The sequence below is a fragment of the Kitasatospora sp. NPDC056138 genome, from assembly GCF_042264695.1.
In the GTDB taxonomy this organism is placed as follows: Bacteria; Actinomycetota; Actinomycetes; order Streptomycetales; family Streptomycetaceae; genus Kitasatospora.
In genome coordinates this window covers 1-5,462 of the sequence record NZ_JBHJVK010000145.1, presented here as the reverse complement: position 1 = coordinate 5,462, position 5,462 = coordinate 1, and the positions used below count along the sequence as shown (strand labels likewise).

The window sequence follows — 5,462 nt, the reverse complement described above, 5'->3', positions numbered from 1 at the left end:
CTCGCTCAACCGCCCGGGAGCCTTGTTCGTTCTGCACTCACCCCGACAACACAGCCATCACCCGATCGGTACCCAGCCTGAAAAGGCTCAGTGACGATCTCGACGGCAGCGCGGCGGAGGAGACCGTCGTCTTCGCGTTGGACGGTGAGCGCTACGAGATCGATCTCAGCGCCGGGAACGCGGCGGCGCTTCGCCAGGCTCTGGAACCGTTCGTGGCTCGGGCCCGACGGATACGCGGCCGGAGCCCCCGGCCGGGGCAGCCAGTCCAGCGGCCGGCACTGGTACGCGCGCAGACCGTCCGGGCCTGGGCACTGGAGAAGGGCTACGAGGTCGGCGACCGCGGCCGGATCCCCATCTGGCTCGGCCGGGAGTACGACCAGCACTGCGAGGCACCCGCGCAGGCTGGCTGGGGAGACCCGCGCGGCAGCGGCTTGCCTGTGGATTGATCGTCCCACCCGAAGCCTGGCCGTCCGCGGTCCGGCCCGCGATGACGCACTGTCTCATTACTGCGGTGCGGCGGTGTCGGCGGCTTGGTCACGGCCTGCGTAAGCTCTCCTCGATCTTGGTGACGCGGTCGGGATCCCGTTCGCGCCACTGCTGCCGCCGCTTCTCACGGCCGGCCTTCCAGTGCTCCTGGGTCCGTTGCTCAGCGGCGAGCAGCCGGGCGGCGGTGACACCGAAGAGGGGTGGTGCCCACTCCTGCCAGGCGATCCACCGGTCGCGGGCGTAGTCGTAGCGGCTCGAACTGAGTCGGCCGCGGCGGCCGGTGGTTTCCAGCTGCCGGTAGGTCTCCTCGGCCATGCCGAGTGCCTTGGCCATCGAGGCGCGGCTGCGGCCGGTGAATATCCGCAGGTGTGCCAGCTGCTCGTGCTCGACGGTGCACAGGTCGGCCGGGGTAGTGCCGAGCGTGGCCGCCAGGCGCGGCAGGATCTCGGGCCGGGGGACGCGGGAGCCCGCGAGGTATAGGCTGACTGCCCGCTCGCTCACCCCGACCGCCCGCGCGATCCGGGCCACCGACGCGCTGGCGGCGGTACGTGCAGCACGGAGCTTCGCCGGGTCGAAGCCGTACGGAGTTTCACTCACGTGCAGTTCCTACCCACTACTGGGCGGTTCGTTCAGGGTGAACGAACCGCCGTCCGCCATGGCGGGTGAAAATTTGTTCGGGGTGAACGAACAGTCGTAGCGCCGCCGACGTGAAAGTTCGTTCACCGGTGTGGCTTGGCCCTCGACCTCGCCCGTGAGCCTTCAGATGGCCCGGCTGAGCGCGAGAGCCGGCCCGCCCTCATATGTCAGGTCAGTGACCCCTCTGGATTCAGGCCAGGGGCCTGGCACGATAAGCGCTTTGACTAGCCGAACAGGCCAGGTCGAGCGCTCGGTCACCGTGGCACCTCCTGGCGCTGACCACCGAGACCAGGTCGAGCGCCTGGCAGCCGCCGCAAGCACGGCCTCGAGGGAGCGCGGACAGACACGTCCACCCACCCGTAGTTGCAGGCCCTGCGGGGTAATCATCGAGCTGCGGATCGGCGCCGGGGGACCGAGATGTTCCTGCACCACCATGCGGGCGACTGCGGAACCTGGGGTCCGACTGCGCGCACGGACCGGCGGTTTCTGTCCGGTGTTCGACGAGCGCGCCGACCGGGCACGGGCCCCGGGCGGGGTCAGGACTTGCCGCGGCCGGTGACGAAGTCGCGGGCGCGGTCGACCAGGCCGGTGCCGGGGGCGAGGAGCTTATTGGCGGGCGGGGTGTCGGGGGCGGAGGGGTGGGGGCGGGTGGGCGCCATCTTCTTCGCGCTGCGGATCCTGTCGCCGAGCTCGTCCAGGTGCTGGGGTGAGCAGACGTCGGCCAGGGCGGGGAAGAGCCGGTCTTCCTCGTCGCGCACGTGCTCGCCAACCTCCGCGATCACCCGGGCCACGAGGATGTCGAACCGCGCGTCGCCCACATCGGTGCCTTCGAGGTCCTTCAAGAGCTGCTCGACCTTGGCGTGGTCGGCGATCTCCTTGTCCGCGAGGGCCGCGCCGCCGGGCACGTGCTCGCGCACCGCGGGATAGAGGTGCTGCTCCTCGGCGACGGAGTGTCGCACCAGCTCGATGGTGAACTCGTCCGCGATCTCACGGCGGCGCTCGTCGCCGGCGGGCAGCTCCTTGATCCGCTCGAACAGCTCTTCCACCTCGCGGTGGTCGCCGGTCAGCTCCGCGATGACGTTCCCGCCGTGTCCCATACCCGTGCGCCTTTCCTCAAGGTCGTGGTCTGTCCGGTGCGCGGCTCCCAGGCCGCGCCGGCGGCCATCCGTTCCCCGCCCATGCCGAGGATGAACACCCGGGCGGCACGGGTCACCCGGCTACCCTGCCAGGGCACGGCACCGCGCATGCTCACGCCAGCCTCTGCACGCGAGCTTGTACTTCGCTCTGCAGAACTCGTACCCCGACACCGCCGGTTGGGCGTCACAGGCGGCTGCGGCGCACCCGGGGTCGGGCGGGCTGGACCTGGTCGCCGCGCAGAGCGAGGGCTGCGGTGCGGGTGCGCTCCAGCCTGACCTGGCGCACCGTGGCGTCATCGGGGTGGCGGCGCCGTTCGGCGATCCTCAGCCACTCCCGGTGGTCCCGTGAGATCGTCGACTCGCTCGCTCTCCTGCTGCCCGCCGCCATCACCGTCGACGAACAGCAGCGACGTTCCGACCGCCAGGATCAGGACAGCAGCCACAACGGCTGCTACCTGCCCCACAACCGGCGCCGGCGGCGAACACACAGACTGCGAAGGGCAGCACCTATGACCACCGTAAGGGCCCTCACCGTGCGCCAGCCCTACGCCGACGCCATCGTGTACGGCCCGAAACGGATCGAGAACCGCCCCCGCCCCACCAAGTACCGCGGCCTGCTCCTCATCCACGCCGGCCTGGCCACCTACGAGGGCCTACTCCCGCCAGCGGACCCCGATTGGCCGGACGAGAGAGGCGCCATCATCGGCAGCGCGCAACTCGTCGGCTGCCACCGCGCCACCGAAGGTTGTTGCCCCGAATGGGGATTCCGTGACAGCTGGCACTGGGAACTCGCCGACATCCAGGCTCTTGCCGCGCCTCTTCCCGCAAGAGGATCGCTCGGCCTGTGGACCCCCAGCGAGGACATCCTCCGGGCCATTCGCCAGCAACGCTGTCCCACGCGCGACGAAACCAGAAGCGACTCCCGGATCGGCTGCCAACCGGACACTGCCCACGGATCGGAGCCCTGAACTCCCGGAGCCTTCGCGGGCAGGTCCACGGGCCCGGGTTCCGTGCTCATTGCCTGCGGCCATCTGCCTGCTCCGAAATCGGAGCGTCTCTGACTTCGCTCCCGGCCGCCTTTCTCCCCTGACCGACTCGGCGGCGCAGCCGCGCATGTCCGATGTGCGGGAGGACGGGATGGGCGGCCGCCGTGAACGGGGGAGACCACGGCGGCCGCCGGTCGGATCGTCTCACCTGCCAACTCGACGAGACGGGACCCAGTGCCACGGCAAAACCGGCAGACCAGGACGGCACGAGCGGCCGACCGCGGCTACACGGGCGGAGCGGGGTCGATCTTGAGCACCTGGTCCGCCCCGGTGACCTCCAGAAGCCGGAGCAGCTGCGGCGGTGGTGACGACAGGTGCAGGTCGACGTCGGCCTGTTCGGCGAGCAGCCGGGCGTGGAGGAAGAGGTGGATCCCGGCCAAGTCGCAGAAGGCGATCGCGTGGCAGTCGAGGATGACGGTGGTGACGCCGGGCTCCTCGATCGCCTGGAGCAGTTCGGTGCGCAGGTGGGGTGCGGTGTCGTGGGCGAGGTCGCCGGCCGGGGTGAGTACGCGGCATCCGGGGGTGGGTGCGCGGGTGTGAACGGTCAGCTGGGGGACGGGGCCTGTGGGTGGGGTCATGGCAGGATCACGGCGGTCACCGGCTGCTCCGTCGGGACGCTGTCGGTGTCCAGGAGGCGGGCGACACCGAGGTGCTCGATCACCGCGCGCACCGCACCGTCCGGGTCTTCGTAGACCGGCAGACCCCCGACCACGTCCGGGGTCCGGTGCACCACCACGACCCGCGGCGTGGCGTGCATGACGTCTTCGGTCGGCAGGAGCAGCGCGTAGCGCTGCACGACAGCATTCATCCCCCGATCCTGCCCCCAGCCGGCCCCCCGCGCCGCCCGGCCGGGGGACGGAGTTGTTCGCCGCGGTGCCGAACCCCGCCCCACCCGGACCGGCCGCAGCCGTCGCGAACCACGCCTGGTCATTGCCGGGTTGCCGTCGAAAGCACGGTGGTGTGCGATCCGGTGCGCATCAGCCCTGGCAGCGCCGTGGTGACTTCCGTTGTGGCGGATTGCTCCCTCGGTGTCAGTGGCCCGAGGTGGGGCTGTCGGGTTCCTGCGGATCGACGCCTGTGTGGGCCCGCTCGGTGCGGCCGCCGCTGGGGCGGCCGGACGGTCCTTGAGGACCCAGGTCGTACGAGTGCTTCGACGGCCCCTGTTCCTCACCGCGGCGCCCTGTGCTCTCCACGGTGTCCCCGGGAACCTCGCGCTCCTCCTCCGGGGCCTTCTCACCACCCGGGCCCGGGGCGGGCGCGTACGTGTCCGGTTCGAATGAACGGTGCGCGCTGTCGTTGGGCTCCTGGTGCTCGGCGTCGACGTCCGGCCCCCAGCCGTGCTGGTCCGCTCCATCGAACCGACTGCTCTGGCCTTCCTCCATGCTCGGGTGCGTCTTCTCTCCGCTCACGATCATCACCTGCCAAATCTGGTGCACGCCCGCTCTTCGGTCGCACCTTGCACCTGTCCGATCCCCGCGCCCGCACACGCCGCAAGCCGTCGCATCTGAGCGGCCTGCACCGGCGGGGCGGGGCGGGCACGTAGACGTGCCCGGCGTTGACAGCCGGGCGGCCGGTGGCGGGGTCGCTCTCGATCCGGGTGGAGTACAGCTCGATCTGCGGCGAGGGTGCGGATCAGCCGGCCGTCGGGGCTGGTGCTCCGGTCCGGTACGCAGCGCCTCCAGCGCCTGATCGTTCATGGGTGACCATGGTGTGCAGGCCCACGATCGTCATGCCGCGGGTGGGCCGATGGCAGAGGGTGAGTTCGGCCGGCTCTGGGGAGCCGGGGCGCGCGGGGCGGGCTACGTGGAGGGTCCCGGGGCTGCCGAGGTGCCGTTGTCGTTAGTGACGTCCAACCTCGAACGCGGCGTCGATGCAAACCAAGCACCCGGACTGGTGCTCGCCCGGATAACGGGTAGGGGCAACTCCGCTGGCCGTTCCAGCGGGCGCGGTCGCGGGGCGGTCCGCGATGGTGGGAATGCGGTCGGATGCCGCAAAGAGGAGGGCCCGCCCGTTCCAGTCCCCAGCGGGCGGGCCCAGCCGACGACGCCCTTCGGCCAGACCTGCCCGTTCGGGAGCGCGCTGATGGAGAACTTCGAGACGGTGGCGGACCGCCTGTACGCGCTGGCCCCGGCCCGGTTCACCGCGGCCCGCAACGCCG

General features: G+C 70.9%; 9 protein-coding genes. 4 read left to right on the top strand and 5 right to left on the bottom strand.

Features of this window, described 5'->3' with window-relative positions:
- Positions 1-446 (top strand): Lsr2 family protein (locus ACFC1R_RS38510; RefSeq protein WP_375946385.1); only part of this gene is annotated, 446 nt, incomplete at its 5' end.
- A gap of 88 nt (positions 447-534) precedes the next feature.
- Here ACFC1R_RS38510 and ACFC1R_RS38505 read toward each other — a convergent pair.
- Together ACFC1R_RS38505 and ACFC1R_RS38500 are read right to left on the bottom strand one after the other, a co-directional pair.
- Positions 535-1,083 carry a helix-turn-helix domain-containing protein gene (locus ACFC1R_RS38505; RefSeq protein ID WP_375946384.1) on the bottom strand — a complete coding sequence of 183 codons (549 nt, stop codon included), beginning with the start codon at positions 1,081-1,083 and terminating at the stop codon, positions 535-537.
- Positions 1,084-1,658: 575 nt separating this feature from the next.
- Positions 1,659-2,219, bottom strand: a complete 561-nt coding sequence (locus ACFC1R_RS38500) for a hemerythrin domain-containing protein (protein WP_375946383.1) — start codon at positions 2,217-2,219, stop codon at positions 1,659-1,661.
- A gap of 175 nt (positions 2,220-2,394) precedes the next feature.
- Here ACFC1R_RS38500 and ACFC1R_RS38495 point away from each other — a divergent pair, with 175 nt between their 5' ends.
- Together ACFC1R_RS38495 and ACFC1R_RS38490 are read left to right on the top strand one after the other, a co-directional pair.
- On the top strand, positions 2,395-2,607 hold the full coding sequence (locus ACFC1R_RS38495; protein ID WP_375946382.1) for a hypothetical protein: 213 nt from the start codon (positions 2,395-2,397) through the stop codon (positions 2,605-2,607).
- A gap of 160 nt (positions 2,608-2,767) precedes the next feature.
- Positions 2,768-3,226 (top strand): ASCH domain-containing protein, encoded by a 459-nt coding sequence (locus tag ACFC1R_RS38490; protein WP_375946381.1) that lies wholly within the window; start codon positions 2,768-2,770, stop codon positions 3,224-3,226.
- Positions 3,227-3,528: 302 nt separating this feature from the next.
- Here the strand turns inward: ACFC1R_RS38490 and ACFC1R_RS38485 are convergent, their stop codons facing one another.
- The 3 genes from ACFC1R_RS38485 to ACFC1R_RS38475 all read right to left on the bottom strand — a co-directional run bounded on the left by ACFC1R_RS38485 (position 3,529) and on the right by ACFC1R_RS38475 (position 4,713).
- Positions 3,529-3,882, bottom strand: a complete 354-nt coding sequence (locus tag ACFC1R_RS38485) for an STAS domain-containing protein (protein WP_375946380.1) — start codon at positions 3,880-3,882, stop codon at positions 3,529-3,531.
- A complete protein-coding gene (locus ACFC1R_RS38480) occupies positions 3,879-4,112 on the bottom strand; it encodes a DUF6296 family protein (RefSeq protein WP_375946379.1) in 234 nt (77 codons plus the stop codon). The genes ACFC1R_RS38485 and ACFC1R_RS38480 overlap by 4 nt, the downstream gene beginning before the upstream one ends.
- A gap of 223 nt (positions 4,113-4,335) precedes the next feature.
- The gene (locus tag ACFC1R_RS38475) at positions 4,336-4,713 is read right to left on the bottom strand and encodes a hypothetical protein (protein ID WP_375946378.1); all 378 of its coding nucleotides are present in this window, start codon (positions 4,711-4,713) and stop codon (positions 4,336-4,338) included.
- A 337-nt stretch (positions 4,714-5,050) separates the two neighbouring features.
- Here ACFC1R_RS38475 and ACFC1R_RS38470 point away from each other — a divergent pair.
- Positions 5,051-5,462 (top strand): hypothetical protein (locus tag ACFC1R_RS38470; RefSeq protein ID WP_375946377.1); only part of this gene is annotated, 412 nt, incomplete at its 3' end.